The sequence below is a fragment of the Deinococcus aquaedulcis genome (assembly GCF_019693445.1).
Lineage (GTDB): Bacteria > Deinococcota > Deinococci > Deinococcales > Deinococcaceae > Deinococcus > Deinococcus aquaedulcis.
Window position 1 is genome coordinate 1 of sequence record NZ_JAHRBL010000021.1, and the last position, 15180, is coordinate 15180.

A 15180-nucleotide genomic window follows, 5' to 3' on the forward strand; every position below is an offset into this window, starting at 1 on the left:
GCGAGGTCAGGGACGGGAATGTGAAAAGGCCCCCTGCGGCGTGACGTGAGGAACGCCGCTGCCTTGGGGGCCTGGTCCCCGCAGGGGATTCACATGGACGGCCAGCCCCACTGGGGCTTTCTTGAAATCATGGAATCATGAAACAAAGAAGAGGGGTCACCTCGCCCCCCGCCCTGTTGATGCTTTGCTCCGGTACTAATCCGCCGCCTCCCCACCCAGCCGCAGCGGCAGCTCGGCCAGTCGGTCCACCCGCAGCGTGACTGCCCGGCCCAGCCGAGTCACCTGCCCCTGCACGATCAGGGCCCGCGCGTCGCGCAGTAGGGCCCGGTGCGCTTCCCAGAGGTCGGGGCTGATCACCGCCTGCACGCGCCCGGTGGCGTCCTCAAGCACGTAAAAGGCAAAGCCCTTCGCAGTGGGGGGCCGCTGCCGCGCCACCACCACCCCGGCGGCCCAGACGGTCGCGCCATGTTTCAGGGTGGCCAGCGCCGCGCAGCCCAGGTCGCGCAGCCGTGCCCGGTGCGCGTCCAGGGGATGGCGCCCGGTGGCGGTGGTGCCGGTCAGGGCCAGGTCCAGTGCTGCCTGCTCATCCAGGTCAAGTTGGGGCAGGTCGGGCGCCTGCGCGTCCGGCGCCAGCAGCGCCCGGGTGCCCGGCGGCCGGGCATGTGCCACCGTGGTCAGCACGTAATAGGCTTCGCGCCGGTTCTTCTGCCGGTCCACTGCGTCGAAGGCCCCAGCCTTCACCAGCGCCTCCAGGGCGTCCTTCGTCAAGGCCACCCGGTCGTAGCAGTCCTCCACCGACAGGAACTTGCCCCCCACCAGCCGCTCCTGCACGATCAGACGGGCCGTGTCCTCGCTGACCCCTGCAACGGCGCAGAGCGGGACACGGACAACTTGCGCCGTTTCGGCGCGGTAGTTCACCCCACTGCGGTTGATACACACCGGCGCCAGGCGGACCCCCCGGCGGCGGGCCTCGCCCGCAATCGTGCTGGCGGGCCACATCCCAGACGCTTCCGTCAAGAAAGCGGCGAAATACGCCGCTGGATAATGGCGGCGCAGGTACGCGCTCGCGTAGCTGTGGGCGGCGAACGCGTGGGCATGGCTTTCTGCGAACCCATAGCCCCGGAAGGCGGCGCAGGTCTCGAAAACCGCTTCCGCTTCCCACGGGAAGGCGCCGGTGGTGGCCGCCGCACCGTCCACGAACGCCTGGCGCAGCTGGGCCTTTTCAGCCTCGTTCTCCACCTTACTCAGCCTGGACCGGAAGCGGTCAGCCTCTGGCCAGGTCATCCCGGCGTAGTGCACCGCGATCCGGAGGATTTGCTCTTGAAACAAGAGCGTCCCGTGCGTGGGCGCCAGGATCGTGGCTAGGGGTTCGGGCAACTCCGGAATGGGCTCCTCGCCTCTAGCCCGCCGGACATACGGATGCACGGTGCCGCTCTGGATCGGTCCAGGGCGAATCAGCGCGATCTGGTGGGCCAGCTGGGTCATGTCCTTCGGTTGCAGCCGGGCGGTCATCTGCACCTGGGCCGGGCTTTCGATTTGAAACAGCGCCATCGTGTCCCCAGTCCCGATCTCGCGCCACACGGCCGGGTCGTCGGGCAGTTCGCCATACGGCAGCCACTGCCCGGTCAGGCGCAGGACTTCCTCACGCGCGCGTTCCAGTGCGCCCAGCATCCTTAACCCCAGGAGGTCGAGCTTGATCAATCCCAACCGCTCCACATCGTCTTTATCGAAGGTCAGCATGCGGATGCCGCCGGAGCTGCGGGTCAGGGGGCTGTAGGCGGTCAGGGCCTCACGGCTGAGCACCACCCCGCCGCTGTGCGGGGCCAGGTGCCGGACAAAACGGGGCTCGATCCGCTCCAGCAGGTTCAGCAAAGCCTCTTTGACGGGGGCCTCCCCCAGGACCTCAGTGAACATTGATTCGGCTTCCCTCGCCCGGTGGGGGCGGTGGTGGCGGTAGTCCCGCCCCAGGGCCCGGCTCAGCCGGTCGCGCAGCTCCGGGGGCAGACCCAGCGCGCGGCCCAGGTCCTGCACGGCGCTCGGCAGCCGGTAGGTAATGCGGTTGGCCACCATCGCCTCCCCGGCGCCGGCCAGGCCCCAGCGCTCTTCCACCCAGCGCAGCACCTGATCGCGGCGGGAACTGGCGATGTCAATGTCCACATCGGGCATGGAGGTGCGACCGGTGTGCAGGAAGCGTTCAAACAGCAGGTTGTGCCGCAGGGGGTCCGAGAGGGTGATCCCCAGCAGGAAGCACAACACGCTGCCCGCCGCGCTCCCCCGACCGGCCGCCAGGATGCCGTGGGCCCGGCAGTAGTCGGTCACCTCGCTGGCCGTGAGGAAAAAGCCTGCCAGGTCGAGTTCCGCCACGGTGGCGAGTTCGGCGCGCAGGCGCTCGGTGGCCACGCGGCGCTGATCTTCTGGATACCGGTCGGGCAGCGCGCCGTATACCCGGGCCTCCAGCACCCGCTGCGCGGTCTGGCCCGGCGGCAGGGTGGGCTCGGGGCTGTGCAGGCGTTCGGGGGGCAGGTGCAGGGCGCATTGCCCCGCCAGGGTCTGCGCGTTGAGCAAGGCATCCGGGAAGGGGAGAAGCCCCGCCCAGCCCTCGGGCGTGCCCACCTGCCGCGCGTCGTTGCGGGGCCGCTCGGGGTGGGGGGTCTGGACATCGATCCCCAACCGGGCGCAGGTCAGGGCGTCCAGCAGCGGGTAGTCGGCGGCCTCAGCCATACAGACCTCTGGCGCCGCCACCACCGGCAGTTCGAGGTCGCGCGCCAGGCCGCGCAGCAGACTGAGCCGCCGGCGTTCCTGCGGCGCCTGGCCATGCGCCAGTTGCACGTACAGCGCAAACGGGAAAATCCCCCGCAGCAGGCGCAGATACATGGCCGCGCGGGCCAGGTCGCGGGCCTCGCCCAGCACAGTCGGAAAGCCGTTGCGGCCCCCGGTCAGGCAGATCAGGTGGTCCTGGGCCTGACCGCCCACCTCGCGCAGCGCGTCCAGCGGCAGGCCCTCCGGGTGCTGGAGATTGACCATCGTGATCAGCTCGCACAGCGTGGTGTAGCCCTCCCGACTGCGGGCCAGCAGCACCAGCGGGAAGACTTGGGTGGGGGCACTCGCCCGGGGTGGACTGGGGAACTGCAACGGCAGCGTCACGCCGATGATGGCCTGCAGCCCCTGGGCCTGGGCCTCGTCGCACAGTTCGACCGCCCCGGCCACGCTGCACCAGTCGGCCAGGCCCACAGCAGAGAAGCCAGCGCGCGCAGCGGCCTGCACCAGCCGGCGGGGGCTGACGGTGGAACGGCCCTCACTGAAAAAGGATTGGCAAGCCAGGAGTGCATTCAGCGTCCTGGGCGTGGTCATATGAGACCGTGACCCGGGAAAAGCTGCTCACCGAGTTGAAACGTGCCTTCGGGGTGCATCGGGACGCCGTGACCTGGGCCGTGCAGGACCGGCAGCCCGTCGCGGTGGTGGGCCTGCTGCACTTCCGGGGTGAAGGAAGTCAGGTGCAGGTCTGGACCGGCCGCGCCTGGGTCGCGGTGCGCCATCTCGGGGAGCTGAGTCAGGTGCTCGCGGACGCCAGCGCCCTGCAGCACGCCCCGACGCTGGACCCCGCCTGACGCGGCAGGCGGCTCAGGCACCGGGCACCCACCGGAGGTCCGTCCCCGTCAGCGTGAAGCCGTGGCGGGTGTAGAACGCACGCAGCCTCGGGGCGTCGCCGGGCCGCTCCGGGGTGAAGGTGCCGGTCACCCCCCGCAGCCCCCGGCGCCGGGCTTCCTGCTGGATCTCCCGCAGCAGCAGGCTGCCCAGCCCCAGGCCCCGCAGCGCCACCGTCTCGCGTCGCCCCAGGCGGCCCCAGAACGGATGCGCATACGGCACCAGGGCCGTGGCCTTGACGTGCAGATCATTGAGCCGCAGCAGGTCACCGTGAACCGCCGTGTACGCGTGGGCCAGGTGCAGTCCGCCACCCTGGGGGTAGAGCCGCCAGAGGGTGCCCAGCTCGTCGCGGGACCACTGCAGGTCGCCCTGCAGCCCGCCTGGCAGCGCCACGGTCCGAATGCTCGTGTACATCAGTCCACCATCCTCGCCAGCCACCAGCGGCCAGCCTCACCGTCCTCGCGGTGCAGCTCGGCGGTCAGCGCCCCCGCCTGCACCAGGTAACAGGTGCGCCCGGGCTCGCCCAGCCACCAGCGACCGCCGTACCGCCACTCGTCGCTTACTGCTTGCACGGGGTACGCCTGGCCGGCCCAGATCAGCCGGCGGGGCGCACCGTCCTGGGTATCCACCTGCACCTCCTGCTGCACGGCCTTCATGCGTCGTGCCCTTCAAAGAAGGCCAGCACCCGCTGCACGGCGCGTTCATGCCGCGCCGCCTTGCTGGGCACTGCGAGGGGGCGGGGGGTCATCCGGCCTGGGCGCACCTGCCCGGTCACCCAGTCCACCCAGGCGTACTGGGCGTCAGTGGCGTAGGCATACGGGTCCAGCCATTCGACACGGACCAGCGCCTCGGGAAAGCGACTCAACACCGTCTTGGTCACCTCCAGCTCGGCGAGGCCTGCCCACAGGCCCACCATGCGGCTGGGCTGCGCGAGGCCCCCCAACTGCACCCGCAGCCGGTCCACGCCCAGGGGCAGCGCGCCCGTGTCGCCCAACGCCAGACCTGCCACGCGGACCAGGGCGGCCTCGTCCAGCGGCCACTTCAGCTGCCGGGTCGCGCTCAGCGTGCCGCCCAGCGTCTCGGCCTGCACGGTGAGGGTGGCCGCCAGGCGCCCGCGCAGGTCGGTGATCAGCGCCGACACCAGGTCACGCAGCGCCGCGTCCCCCTGCGCCGGTTCGGTGAGAGGCGCGTCGAAGGCCAGGCTGGCGTCCAGCACCTGGCCGGGCGGGTACTTCTCGACGGCCGTGGTGCGCTCGCCCTTCAAAAAGCGGTTGACCCGCTTGCCCACGTCCACGCCCAGAAAACTTTCGCGCTGGGCGGCGCTCCAGCCCATCAGACCGCCCAGGTCGCGCAAGCCGAGGAAATGCAGTCTCTCCACGGCGGCCGGGGGAAGGCTGAGGGCCCCGAGATGCGCCAGGGGAGCCAACTTCAGGAACGCCTGCTCCGCTGTGCCCTGGCCCACCTCGCGCACTTCGCCGGGTTTTGCCCGCAGGGCCGCCAGCTGGGCCAGTTCGCGGCTCGTGGCCAGGCCCACGGGGGCATGCATGGCCGCCGCGAGGTCGCGCGCGGCGGGTGCCGACAGGGCCAGGAACGCCACGCCCGGCGTGCGCCCTTCAACGCGGTCGCTATACCGGGCATACAGCTGCTCCAGCAGTTCGGCCCAGACGGCGCGGCTTTCCGGCGCGGGGACCACCTCGGCGTGCAGGTCCGGGCAGCGCGACAGGGCGGCCACCTCGCGCAGGCCGGGCTGCACCCCGAGCGCCTGGGCCAGCGGGCAGGCCTGCACCACGCGGCGCGCTTCGTTAAGCACCGCCACCGGCACGCCGGGGTGTTGGCGCTGGACGTGCACCAGCGGCCAGGGGGAGAGCAGGACGCAGGCGATGGTGCTCAGCTTGCGCCCAGCCATGCTCAGGGCCTCCGGTTCAGGGGGCGCGGCGCCGCCATGCCCATGCGGGCCACCATCCGGCCCTGCACCTGCACGTCGCCGGCCGGGTAGGACATGCGGGCCATCGCCGGGTTTTCACTCACCAGAATGATGTCGGGGCCGAAGTGATACAGCCGCTTGAGCGTCGCGGCATTGTCACCGGGAATCAACACCACGGCGACTTCCCCGTCCAGGACTTCCTGCGTGGGCCGCACCAGCACGTAATCGCCGTCCATCACGCCGATGCCGACCATGCTCTCGCCCCGCACCTGCAAGAGGAAATCGCCCTCTTTGACCCCTAGCAGTGAATCCAGGGAAGGGGTCACGTGGTCGGGGCTTTGCTCGGCCAGGATCGGGGCCCCGGCGGCGATCTGGCCGTAGATCGGGATGCCGTCTTGAATGGCCAGGCGCGCGGCGTCGGTGAGCAGCAGGCGGCCCCGGGGGCCCTGGCGCTCAATCAGCGCGAGTTCGGTCAAGGCCTTGAGGTGGAACGAGACCGTGGGCTCGCCGAGCCCGGCGGCGCGGGCAAGTTCGGCGGCGCTGGGCGGCCCGCCCCCTTCACGGGTGAGGCGCGCGATCAGCCGCAGCAGGGTCACTCTTAGGGGGGTCAGGCGGGGGGGCATAGTCAGGTCACTCCAGGACTATCGAAGATTCCTTCGATAGTTTGACGTATAGTGACCGACACCAGGATTGGGCGTCAAGCCCGCCCATCCAGAGGAGGGCTTTATGGAACCAGGGACTCAGGTTCGCGCGATTGAAATTCGGCTGGCCCAGCCAGCGCCCAGGGTGCGCTATGAGAAGGGCAAACCGGTCAAGGAGCCGGCCCCTGACATGACCCGGGTGGTGCGCGCGCTCGAAGGCGAGGTCACGGCTGCGCTGCAAGACCTCTATGGGACGCAGACGGGCGTGGTCCTGACGGTGGCCAAGGCCAACGACATTCGCCTGAGTGGCACCTTTGCAGAAAAGGCGGGTGTGGTGCGCGAGCGGGTGGGTGAGGTGCTAAGTCTGGCTTTTGAGGGTTTAGAGCTGGGTGGGGAATGAGGGGAAGTGGACACCCAGGACAACAGATGGCATGGCAAATCAGCATGGGTTGTGAGGCCTGATGACTTTCGCTGCCTCTGCTGGGATCATTGCCATGCGGATCAGCCAAGTCGCATATCAATTTGCTGTAACCGAGGGTTTACGCCGATTTCTGTGTTTGCCTTTCGCGTTCTTCATTCAGCAGCGTCCGTGCCTCTCGCAGGAGGACTTGGCGCATCCATGTGCTGACCTGAAGATCCTGGAGGGCAGCTGCTTGGCTCAACAGAGCAAAATGCTCCTCCGTCATTCTCACCTTGACCACCTTGTCTTTCGTTGAGGTGTTTCCGACTAGGGCCGCTTCTGGGGGCACACAACTAGGCTAGCATGCTGTGGACCCAATAGGGCCACAAATTGGCCACAGCCAGATCACGAACTGTGTATGATGCCGGTAATGAGTAGCGCTGAGAACGGCATCCTGACGAGCCATCGGCCTGAAGGCTTGGGTGGCAAGGAGTACAGGTATGGCGAGGGGTAAAACGGGGATTGAATGGACGGACAAGACGTGGAACCCCACCACGGGCTGCACCAAGGTTTCGGCTGGCTGCAAAAACTGTTACGCCGAGGAAATCACAAAACGGTTTAAGAACACATTCCCAGAAGGATTTGCGTTTACGATCCACCCTCAACGGCTGGAGCAGCCAAAGAGCTGGCGAACACCCAGCCGAATTTTTGTTAATTCGATGTCTGACCTGTTCCACGAACAGATGCCGTTGAGTTATCTCAAACAGATATTCGAGGTCATGGAAGCGTGCCCGCATCATGTTTTCCAGGTACTGACCAAGCGAGGTGACCGACTCGCCGAAGTTGCTCACCTTCTGCCGTGGCCCGACAACGTGTGGATGGGCGTCTCCGTTGAGACCCAGAAGTATACGAGCCGCATTGATGCTCTTCGGCAGGTGCCAGCCAAAGTCCGATTTCTGTCATGCGAGCCTCTGCTGGGGCCACTGACGCTAGACCTCACCGGGATTCATTGGGTCATCACAGGCGGAGAGTCAGGCCGCCGTCATCGTCCTATTGAAGAGGAATGGGTCCGCAACATCCGGGACCAGTGTCAGGCAGGCGGAGTCGCGTTTTTCCATAAGCAGTGGGGCGGAGCCACGCCCAAGAAGAATGGCCGCCTTCTGGACGGTCGGGTCTGGGATGAGATGCCTGCGCTGCTGGCCTCTCTAGAGGATGAAGTAGTGGAACTGAGCGCTGACTGAACTCACCTGAAAGTCACAAGAGCGGTGTCCGGCATCTGGTGTGCTGGCACCGTTCTACCGTCGGGCTTGATTACCGTGATGTGATTGCTGTCACGCAGCTGTTTCAGCGTCGCTTTGTAATCTTTCTCGACATAGGGAGAGCGGGGGTTCGCGGCGTCATGTTCTACGATGATCTGCTGCACGGCGAGGGTGCGCCCAGCGAACTTACGACATAGCTCGTCTCCCAAGAGAAAATGCCCATTGAATAGCCCCCCCTGCAACGCGTGAGGGTTAAACTCGAAACTCCCTCCAGCACGATCCGTTCGCATACTGGCCATAACCTCGCGAATGATTTTGCGAGCCCGCGCATTCTTGGACACGAAGACCAGGTAATGGCTGGTTCGGTCTCGATCACCAAATTTGAATTCAAACGGCACAACAAAGTGCTGAGGAAAGCCGCCACGCTCCAGCTGAGTCCAAAGGTGATCTGTGATGATCGCTTGCCGCTGGGGAGGAGCCGTTATGGACTGAATTTTGGCCTGAAGTTGTCCGTAGCTTTGCGTGCCCAACAGAATCTCGGGCTGACGACGAATGTGAAGATCTGGATGATTTAATTCGGGGTTAAACCGGTTGTAGTTGAAGAAGAACAACAAATCATTGCCATGCTCACGCACAATGCGGTCCAGATCATCGAACGTGAAACCACCATATCCAAAAGGGTCGAGAAAATACAAAGCGGGGTATGGCTGAATCCAAGCCCTGACGTTTTCCGCGGTGACCCTTTCACTGGTAATACTGACTCTTTGACAGATTAGGTCCCACGCGGGATGAGTTTCCATCGCTGCCTGCAAGCTGGCCGCGTGGGCAGGGTCTGCATCATTGAAATGCAGATGTAACGTTGAGGTCAATGTCGGAAACTCGGCCACCAGATCGAGAATTTGAAGAGGAGTTGACGGAAACTCTTCTCCAGCTTCATTCACAAACTTGCCAGGCCCACAAAACAGGTCCACGTACCCCACCTTCGGTACGCGCTTGGTCATGATGTCGAGCCAAGGCTTGAAATACTTGACCACGATAGTGGTCTTGATTTTGGAGGCCAGGCGTTGGGAGTCGTTAAAGAAGTCGTCTGGGGCGGGCAAAGGCGGGTCCTCCTGAAATGGCTACGCGCAATTTGGTCAATAGGCTGTGCTGTGGGTCTGGCGTTCAGTATGAAACATAAGAGCCAGCGGTGCTGAAGTTTTGCATCGGTTCGAACGAAACCACGGGCAACGGTCGATTTCCTGACGCTCAACAATGCGACCACGGGCAAGCACACCGTCTCCGCTGAGGTTAGACACGCTGCTCTTCATGGCACGGCTCGATAAATTCCACGTCCAGCCAGTATTCCGCGTCGCCGGTGTCTTCACCCGCCTCGCGCAGCGCCTGGCGCCAGACTGTCCAGGCGGACTCGCGGGCCTCCTCGTGGCAGCCCAGATAATCCGCCAGCGCCTGGCGCGTCTCGGCGCTGGGCGCGTCCACGTCCTGGCCCTGATCGGCGCGGTAGGCCAGGTCCAGCAGGTCAGCGAGTTCAACAGGGGAGAGGGCCGCTGGGTGCATGCGGCCAGGTTACGCTGACGCCATGCCCCGCCTCTTGCCCCTGCTCCTTGCGCTGAGCTTCACTGCCTCTGCCCAGGTGCCCGCCAGCATCACGGGGATTCCCACGGTCACCGATGGGGACACCCTGCAAATTCGCGGGACGAAGATCCGCCTCTGGGGGGTGGACGCGCCGGAGTCCAGTCAGACCTGCACGCGGAGCGGCCAGGTGTACGGCTGCGGACGGGCGGCGGCCAACGCCCTGGCGCAGCTGGTGCGCAACAAAAATGTCACCTGCACCCGCAAGGACACCGACCGATACGGGCGCATGGTGGCGGTCTGCACCGTGGGCGCCGTGGAGGTCAACCGCTGGCTGGTGCAGCAGGGCTGGGCGCTGCCGTATCTCCAGTACGGCGGCCAGGTGTATGTGGGCAGCGCCCAGCAGGCCAAGGCGGCAAAGAAAGGCGTCTATGCCGGCACCTACCAGGACCCCTGGGCCTACCGCCAAAACCCCAGCAACCCGGCGACGGCGGGCACCCCCCGGCCCAGCACCCCGGCCACGCCCCCGGCGCCCAGCAACATCAGCTATGCCAACTGCGCAGCGGTGCGGGCGGCGGGCAAGGCCCCGCTGCTGCGGGGCCAGCCGGGCTACGCCCCGAAGCTGGACCGGGACGGTGATGGGGTGGCGTGCGAATGAAGCGCGGGCGCTTGCCGCGCGCCGCCTGGCAACGGGAGCTGCTGCGGATGGCCTTGGCCCTGAGCGCCGCAGTGTTGATGGGGGGCCTGTGCGCATTGGCGACCTGGGGCGTGCTGCACTGGGTCATTGCGAACGCCGCCAGACCGTAAGCGCCAGGCTCAGGCCACGCGGGCACCGGGGCGGCGGTAAAGGGTCATCCACCCCGAGGGCAGGCGCTGGTGCAAGACCACGGGCACCTGACCGGCAGGGCAGAGTGGCAAGGTGGCCAGGTCAGTCAGCAGGCGCGTTTGGGCAACCTGCAGCACCTCGGGCGTGCAAGGCACGGCCAGGGCGGCGGCGCCGGCGCGCTCGCCGGCGCGCAGGATGATCAGGGTGCGGCCAGCGTTGGTGTCGGTGGTGAAAGTCGCGCCGGGTGGAAGGATCAGAGTGGGCCTGGACACGCGCCCAGCCTAGCGGGTGACCCCTAGTTCATCCCGAGCCGGACGCTCGTGGTCCCTTCAGGTGGTCTGGCCCTTACTTCTTTAGCCAGGTCTGCAGATCGTTCCAGCCCCCCGTGCCGTACCCGTCAGACACCTCGCCATGCAGCTGGCGCCGCTGCCAGGTGCCGCCTTCGCGGGTCATGGTGGCCAGGGGGCCGCTCTGCCGGGGCGCATGGTACAGGGTGCGCTCGGAGGTGGTCTGGGGATCACTGGGCAGTGGGCGGCCGGGCTGAAACGTCACGCCCTGAGCCTAGCGTCTCTGACCTGCGCCGCAGGCCAATGTCAGGCGGCGCGAACTGAAGCAGAAGAGGACTTGCGTTCTGCTATGTCGTCAGTTCGCTCTGTGAACTCACGCTCTAATCGGGGAGGGGAGGAAGGCACCCGAACCGCATTCACTGTCCTATGAAGGGTGGCTATGCGCACGCTCAAGCTCAACTCAAGGCGCGGTCTTGACCGGACCGTGAGTTTCAAAGAAGCCGGGCATGCAGGCTAGAGACGGCACTGGGCCAGACCTGACTACCTCTCAAAACGTGAGGGAGGCGTGAGAAGTCGGCTCCAGTACAGTGTTTTCTGCGATGAACAACACTCGGAGCCGACCCCCACACGATACCCTACACGCCGCCCTGAAGGCGGCGTTCGTTCTTGACGCACGTCGCCTCGCCGTCCTCACGGCCCTCGTCCTCGCCATCGTGCAAGCACGAAGCGTCGTGCTATACACGCTTAAAAACCACGTCGCCTTGTCTGGTACCCGCGCTGTCCGTTACCAGCGTCTGCTTCGCTTCGTGCGATTCACCATGCCTGACGGCTTGTACACGGCGTTCGTCCTCAAGCTCCTCCCGCCCGGCGACCTCTGGCTCATCCTTGACCGCACCAACTGGAAGCTCGGAAAAAGCGATGTCAACATCTTGCTGCTTTCAGCCACTTGGAAGTCGTTTAGCTTTCCCCTGCTTTGGATCCTCTTGCCCCACGGCGGCAGTAGCGCTCAAGTTGACCGCAACGCGCTGTTGGCGCGCTTTCTCGCTTTACGAGGCGAGCGCAAGGTCGCAGGTGTGCTTGCAGACCGGGAGTTCGTCGGACGCGACTGGTTCACGTTGCTCGACCAAAACGGTATCGCTCCTTGCATCCGATTGCAAGCGATATCGAAGCTGAACGGCGTGCCCGTGTGGGCGTGTTTCCGCAAGCTTCAGAAGGGCGAGGTGCGCGTGTGGCATTCCAAGGCCGAGGTCTACGGCGTCAAGTTGCGCGTCCTGGCGACGAAGAACGCCGCTGGGGAGATGCTCTATCTCGCCTACCAGGGCTTCTCTGGCCCGAACTTGCGGCGCTACGCGATGCGGTGGCAGTGCGAGAACTTGCACGCTGCTCTGAAGACCCGCGGCTTCAATCTCGAAGATACTGGCTTGATGAGGGCCACTCGACTCTCGACCTTGCTCGTCGCCGTCTCGCTTGCCTTCGTCTGGTCGTGTCTCACAGGCGAGTTCGTCGCCGCACGGCAGCAGGTGAAGCGCAAAAAGCACGGCTACGCCGAGATCAGCGTCTTTCGGCTCGGCCTCGACACCCTACAAGACCTAACTACCAGTCAAAACTCGGCATAGAAGGTAGAACGTCCCCTGGATGGGCGCCGAGAGCGCTTTGATCGACTGCGTTCTTGCGCTTCCGCTTGACAGTCGCACACCCATAGTCGAAAGTAGGAGCATGCCTCGCGGAATGCGTCTGACCCCCAATGCCCTGCGGGTGCTGGCCCTGCTGTACCACGACACTGAACCGCACTACGGTCTCTCCCTCTCCAAAACGCTCAGTCTGGGCAGTGGAACGCTCTATCCCATCCTGGACAAACTCGAAGACGCCGGTTTGCTCACCGGAACCTGGGAAGACATTGACCCTCATCTCGCAGGCCGTCGTCCTCGACGCTTCTATAGCCTCACAGGTGAAGGCATGCGCACCTTTGAGAGAGAGCGACATGCGCTTCTCGCCACTCTGCAAGGAGGCGTTCCCCATGCTTAACATCCTGTATGGCGTGCTGATCCTGTTGTCTCTTGCGTTACTCGGTCTCCTGATTGAACGTCTGATCATCCACCGCGCTGAACGATGGCTTCTCGCTCTCGCGCAGCATCTTCCCAAGCGCCGAGAGATTCGGGCGCAGGAATGGCTCACACATCTGGACGAATTCGAGACCCCATGGCAGATCCTCGCGTTCGTCGTGGGCTGTGGTGTGGCGACCCTCCAGGCGCAGGAAAATCATCTGCGCGCATTTGTTCAACTGATCATGGCCGCTGTGAAATGGCTTTTGTTGGTTCCTGTCCGAGTCGTCCTGTTCTTTCGAATCAAAGAAGAGGACCTCAAGGGTGCGCCTTGGTATGGACCATGACACCTCGACGAACATTCGAAGCTCAGCATGAGGGCCTGGCGGGCCCGCCAAGATGAAGGCGACGGGTGGAGCAGAAGATCTTGGAGATGATCAAGGCCCAGTCGGAACACGGACACCATGCGGTGTCCGTGTTTCTTCCGTTTTACGGGCTGCTTGGCGGCCAGGAGCTGACCCGTGACGCAGGCCCAGATAAAGGCAACGGATACGCAGGTGAGCAAGGTTGACACGCGCTCGGCCTGCGTCAGACCGGTGTCTTCCAGGTTGAAGCCTCTGGTCTTGAGCGCGGCGTGCAAATTTTCCGCCTGCCAGCGCTGAGCATAGCGGTGGAGATTGACGGAAGCGTGGCCACGGTACGCCAGATACAGGACGTCTCCAGCCGCATTTTTGGTGGCACACAGGCGCAAAGACACGCCTTAGACCACCATCCGGCGGTGCCAGCGGCGCACCTCGCCCGTCTGGAGCTTTTTGAAGCAGGCCCAGACCGGCAGTTTGCCAGTTCCGATGGTGGCTGTGGCCGGGAGGCGGATACAGGGTGCAATGCCGTGCGCCTCCAAAAACGTGAACCACGTCGTGCCAATGAACTCTCGGTCTGCCAACAGGCTCTGAATAGACCGGTCTGGACAGCACGTGAGAAACCGGGTCAGGAGCGCTTCGCGCACCTGTTGCGAACTGCTTCCCCCATGGGGGAGCAGCGTCCACATCAGCGGCAGACTGAAGCCGTCCCACACGACAGAGAGCAGCAGAATATTGATGTCCTGTTTGCCCAGCTTCCAGTTTGTCCGGTCCAGAATGAGGTGCAACTCGCCGTCTGGGAGGAAGGACAGCGCAAAGCGTGCAAAGAGATGATCGGGAAACTCGAAGCGCACAAAGCGCCGCAACCGCTGATACCGCGTGTCAAGAGAACCGGGCAAATGAACATGGGTCTTCAGCGTGTACAACACGACACTGCGGGCTTGCACCATGGCCAGGACCAGGGCCGCCAACACCTCAAGGCGCCGGGCGTCGATAGGAAACGCAGATCGCAGCGCGGTCTGCAAGGTATCGTAGGGGTGTCGGCTCTGACGTGTCTTCATCGCAGAAACACGCTACTGGAGCCGACTTTTCTCTTGCCTCAGGAGTTTTGACTGGTAGTCAGCTACAAGACTTGCTGCTCCACCCTTCGCCCGCGTCCTGGAGCACTCTTTCCGCTCTTATGCCGCGTTTTGAGGGGTAGTCAGCTAGCGATTAGCCGAAATCAACGCTAATTTCTCGTCCAAATATATAGAAAAACAAAGATCAGCTACAAGCTCACGGAAGTGCTCTTTAATTGTAGAGCGCACTTCGCGGTCCTTGTATATGCGTATACAAGATTGACATCTATGAGCGTACATGTCTTCCCACACGATGTTTTTGTTTTTTTCCGCAGCCCAGGCTAATATTTTCTCTGGGCCTATATATTTTAGTGCAAGTTTAAACCAATCATTTGTAGAACTTTTTATAGATTCTTCTAAAAACACTTCTCTAGTGGCAGATGAATCCTGTAATTCTGGAATCATCCTCATGCCCAAACCACAACAGGAACTAATTCGCCCGTCGCCTTGCAGAACATATGTCTGTAATACACTATCGCATCCAGTGCAAGAATCGATATTGCTCTTATTCTTTAATAATCCGCTCGGATATTCTCCTACTTTATCAGGGTTTGTCGGCATCCAAGGACTTTCAATAATCTTGAAGTATCTTTTTATAAGATCACTATCTATTAATCTATCGATTTCAAATTGTACTTTATCTTTACTTACTAAACTATTCTTATGCAGCTCAATAATAAGCACAGTTGTTAAGCGATTTGAAAGAGATGCCGAGATTGCACGATATATATTAGACAGAGGGATGAATTTAATATGCTGATTTCCAGTACTATAATTAATTTCATCCAGACCAGCAGCTTTCAGCTCCATTATTTTTGCATTGGCTTGGTCGTCGGAGGAGGCCCAGTGTGCATTCGTTACTAGACGTACGGGAAACCCCTTAGATTTGGCATATTTTATACTTGACACCAAACTCTCCCACTCGATAGTAGCTTCTCCGCCCGTAAATACTATATTGCCAAAATCCAACTCCTTGGCCTGATCTATTGCAGAGATAGCAGTCTGTAAATCAATCTTGTTCTTATCATTGGGAGAACTGAAGGTTCCACAGTATTGGCATTGGGCTGTACATTGATACGTTAACATTATAGACAGTGTTCTCTGGAC

17 protein-coding genes and 1 pseudogene are annotated in these 15180 nt (G+C 63.1%); 7 read left to right on the forward strand and 11 right to left on the reverse strand.

Annotated features, from left to right (window positions below):
- Positions 1-195: 195 nt before the first annotated feature.
- Complete coding sequence (dnaE, locus tag KMW22_RS16740) at positions 196-3351, reverse strand: DNA polymerase III subunit alpha (protein WP_221091171.1); 3156 nt, start codon at positions 3349-3351, stop codon at positions 196-198.
- Positions 3352-3359: 8 nt separating this feature from the next.
- On the opposite strand from dnaE, the gene KMW22_RS16745 reads away from it, so the two are divergent.
- Complete coding sequence (locus KMW22_RS16745) at positions 3360-3608, forward strand: hypothetical protein (protein WP_221091172.1); 249 nt, start codon at positions 3360-3362, stop codon at positions 3606-3608.
- A 13-nt stretch (positions 3609-3621) separates the two neighbouring features.
- Here the strand turns inward: KMW22_RS16745 and KMW22_RS16750 are convergent, their stop codons facing one another.
- From KMW22_RS16750 to lexA, 4 genes are read right to left on the reverse strand one after another with little or no spacing between them, the layout of a single operon-like run.
- Positions 3622-4059: a GNAT family N-acetyltransferase gene (locus tag KMW22_RS16750; RefSeq protein ID WP_221091173.1), complete on the reverse strand. Its 438-nt coding sequence runs from the start codon at positions 4057-4059 to the stop codon at positions 3622-3624.
- A complete protein-coding gene (locus tag KMW22_RS16755; RefSeq protein WP_221091174.1) occupies positions 4059-4301 on the reverse strand; it encodes a DUF6504 family protein in 243 nt (80 codons plus the stop codon). The genes KMW22_RS16750 and KMW22_RS16755 overlap by 1 nt, the downstream gene beginning before the upstream one ends.
- Positions 4298-5551 (reverse strand): DNA polymerase Y subunit UmuC family protein, encoded by a 1254-nt coding sequence (locus KMW22_RS16760; RefSeq protein ID WP_221091175.1) that lies wholly within the window; start codon positions 5549-5551, stop codon positions 4298-4300. Before KMW22_RS16760 ends, KMW22_RS16755 begins: the two co-directional genes overlap by 4 nt.
- Before the next feature lie 2 nt (positions 5552-5553).
- Positions 5554-6192 (reverse strand): transcriptional repressor LexA, encoded by a 639-nt coding sequence (gene lexA / locus KMW22_RS16765; RefSeq protein ID WP_221091176.1) that lies wholly within the window; start codon positions 6190-6192, stop codon positions 5554-5556.
- A gap of 103 nt (positions 6193-6295) precedes the next feature.
- Here lexA and KMW22_RS16770 point away from each other — a divergent pair, with 103 nt between their 5' ends.
- Both KMW22_RS16770 and KMW22_RS16775 read left to right on the forward strand, forming a co-directional pair.
- A complete protein-coding gene (locus KMW22_RS16770) occupies positions 6296-6610 on the forward strand; it encodes a hypothetical protein (RefSeq protein ID WP_221091177.1) in 315 nt (104 codons plus the stop codon).
- A 500-nt stretch (positions 6611-7110) separates the two neighbouring features.
- Entirely contained in the window at positions 7111-7851 is a 741-nt protein-coding gene (locus KMW22_RS16775; protein WP_221091178.1) for a DUF5131 family protein, read from the forward strand.
- A 2-nt stretch (positions 7852-7853) separates the two neighbouring features.
- Here KMW22_RS16775 and tcmP read toward each other — a convergent pair whose 3' ends face one another.
- Positions 7854-8969: a three-Cys-motif partner protein TcmP gene (gene tcmP / locus KMW22_RS16780; protein WP_221091179.1), complete on the reverse strand. Its 1116-nt coding sequence runs from the start codon at positions 8967-8969 to the stop codon at positions 7854-7856.
- Between the two features lie 190 nt (positions 8970-9159).
- Positions 9160-9426 carry a hypothetical protein gene (locus KMW22_RS16785; protein WP_221091180.1) on the reverse strand — a complete coding sequence of 89 codons (267 nt, stop codon included), beginning with the start codon at positions 9424-9426 and terminating at the stop codon, positions 9160-9162.
- A 22-nt stretch (positions 9427-9448) separates the two neighbouring features.
- Between KMW22_RS16785 and KMW22_RS16790 the strand changes: the two genes are divergently transcribed.
- Complete coding sequence (locus KMW22_RS16790; protein WP_221091181.1) at positions 9449-10099, forward strand: thermonuclease family protein; 651 nt, start codon at positions 9449-9451, stop codon at positions 10097-10099.
- 158 nt (positions 10100-10257) lie between these two features.
- Here KMW22_RS16790 and KMW22_RS16795 read toward each other — a convergent pair whose 3' ends face one another.
- Complete coding sequence (locus KMW22_RS16795) at positions 10258-10539, reverse strand: hypothetical protein (protein WP_221091182.1); 282 nt, start codon at positions 10537-10539, stop codon at positions 10258-10260.
- A gap of 73 nt (positions 10540-10612) precedes the next feature.
- Positions 10613-10819: a hypothetical protein gene (locus tag KMW22_RS16800; RefSeq protein WP_221091183.1), complete on the reverse strand. Its 207-nt coding sequence runs from the start codon at positions 10817-10819 to the stop codon at positions 10613-10615.
- 334 nt (positions 10820-11153) lie between these two features.
- On the opposite strand from KMW22_RS16800, the gene KMW22_RS16805 reads away from it, so the two are divergent.
- The 3 genes from KMW22_RS16805 (at position 11154) to KMW22_RS16815 (ending at position 12943) form a co-directional block, all read left to right on the forward strand.
- Positions 11154-12170, forward strand: a complete 1017-nt coding sequence (locus KMW22_RS16805; protein ID WP_221091184.1) for an IS4 family transposase — start codon at positions 11154-11156, stop codon at positions 12168-12170.
- A 112-nt stretch (positions 12171-12282) separates the two neighbouring features.
- Entirely contained in the window at positions 12283-12579 is a 297-nt protein-coding gene (locus KMW22_RS16810) for a PadR family transcriptional regulator (RefSeq protein WP_221091185.1), read from the forward strand.
- On the forward strand, positions 12572-12943 hold the full coding sequence (locus KMW22_RS16815) for a hypothetical protein (RefSeq protein ID WP_221091213.1): 372 nt from the start codon (positions 12572-12574) through the stop codon (positions 12941-12943). The genes KMW22_RS16810 and KMW22_RS16815 overlap by 8 nt, the downstream gene beginning before the upstream one ends.
- A gap of 14 nt (positions 12944-12957) precedes the next feature.
- Here the strand turns inward: KMW22_RS16815 and KMW22_RS16820 are convergent.
- Positions 12958-14016: pseudogene (locus KMW22_RS16820) on the reverse strand (IS4 family transposase); the annotation flags it as partial.
- A gap of 144 nt (positions 14017-14160) precedes the next feature.
- Positions 14161-15159 carry a radical SAM protein gene (locus KMW22_RS16825; protein WP_221091186.1) on the reverse strand — a complete coding sequence of 333 codons (999 nt, stop codon included), beginning with the start codon at positions 15157-15159 and terminating at the stop codon, positions 14161-14163.
- Positions 15160-15180 lie beyond the last annotated feature (21 nt).

Excerpts from the sequence above, each read along its gene's own strand:
- dnaE (WP_221091171.1), bottom strand. The coding sequence starts at position 3,351 with ATGACCACGCCCAGGACGCTGAATGCACTCCTGGCTTGCCAATCCTTT.
- KMW22_RS16790 (WP_221091181.1), top strand. The coding sequence starts at position 9,449 with ATGCCCCGCCTCTTGCCCCTGCTCCTTGCGCTGAGCTTCACTGCCTCT.
- KMW22_RS16775 (WP_221091178.1), top strand. The coding sequence starts at position 7,111 with ATGGCGAGGGGTAAAACGGGGATTGAATGGACGGACAAGACGTGGAAC.
- KMW22_RS16755 (WP_221091174.1), bottom strand. The coding sequence starts at position 4,301 with ATGAAGGCCGTGCAGCAGGAGGTGCAGGTGGATACCCAGGACGGTGCG.
- KMW22_RS16825 (WP_221091186.1), bottom strand. The coding sequence starts at position 15,159 with ATGTTAACGTATCAATGTACAGCCCAATGCCAATACTGTGGAACCTTC.
- KMW22_RS16785 (WP_221091180.1), bottom strand. The coding sequence starts at position 9,426 with ATGCACCCAGCGGCCCTCTCCCCTGTTGAACTCGCTGACCTGCTGGAC.
- lexA (WP_221091176.1), bottom strand. The coding sequence starts at position 6,192 with ATGCCCCCCCGCCTGACCCCCCTAAGAGTGACCCTGCTGCGGCTGATC.
- KMW22_RS16815 (WP_221091213.1), top strand. The coding sequence starts at position 12,572 with ATGCTTAACATCCTGTATGGCGTGCTGATCCTGTTGTCTCTTGCGTTA.
- KMW22_RS16750 (WP_221091173.1), bottom strand. The coding sequence starts at position 4,059 with ATGTACACGAGCATTCGGACCGTGGCGCTGCCAGGCGGGCTGCAGGGC.
- KMW22_RS16770 (WP_221091177.1), top strand. The coding sequence starts at position 6,296 with ATGGAACCAGGGACTCAGGTTCGCGCGATTGAAATTCGGCTGGCCCAG.
- KMW22_RS16810 (WP_221091185.1), top strand. The coding sequence starts at position 12,283 with ATGCGTCTGACCCCCAATGCCCTGCGGGTGCTGGCCCTGCTGTACCAC.
- KMW22_RS16760 (WP_221091175.1), bottom strand. The coding sequence starts at position 5,551 with ATGGCTGGGCGCAAGCTGAGCACCATCGCCTGCGTCCTGCTCTCCCCC.
- KMW22_RS16805 (WP_221091184.1), top strand. The coding sequence starts at position 11,154 with ATGAACAACACTCGGAGCCGACCCCCACACGATACCCTACACGCCGCC.